At 66.5% G+C, this 505-nt stretch carries 1 protein-coding gene; it reads left to right on the top strand.

Annotated elements, in window-relative coordinates:
- On the top strand, positions 1-505 hold a 505-nt coding region (locus AC25M7_RS25475), incomplete at both ends, for a hypothetical protein (RefSeq protein WP_486971638.1).

The following is a 505-nucleotide window of genomic DNA, read 5'->3' as shown; positions in this document are numbered from 1 at the left end:
GACCGGCACCTCGCTGGACAACAGCGACGGCGGCCTGCTGGTCGCCGGCACCGGTATGACCCTCGCGTTGCAGGGCCTGCTCAACCGCAACAAGGCACGCATCGAGGCCCAGACCGGCCTGACCCTGACCGGTCTGACCCTGGACAACGACGGTGGCCGGCTGACCAGCCAGCGGGACATGACCCTGACGTTGACTGGCGCGGCGCTCAACCGCCTCGGCCTGATCAGCGCCGAGGGCCAGTTGCTGATGGCCGCGCAAAGCCTGGACAACAGCACCGGCAAACTGGACAGTGCCGGCAGCCTGAAACTGACCACGACAGGCGCGCTGCTCAACAAGGCTGGCGAGTTGCTGAGCGACAGCGACATCACCCTGGCCAGCGCCAGGCTGGAAAACACTGACAAGGGTGTTATTGCCAGCAAGGGCGCGCTGGCCATTACCACCAGCCACCTGGACAACAGCCGCCAGGGCAGTGTCAGCAGCAACCGCACCCTCGACCTGCACGCC

The organism is Pseudomonas sp. P106(2024) (assembly GCF_057480815.1).
This window is presented reverse-complemented; position numbering and strand designations above follow the sequence as displayed.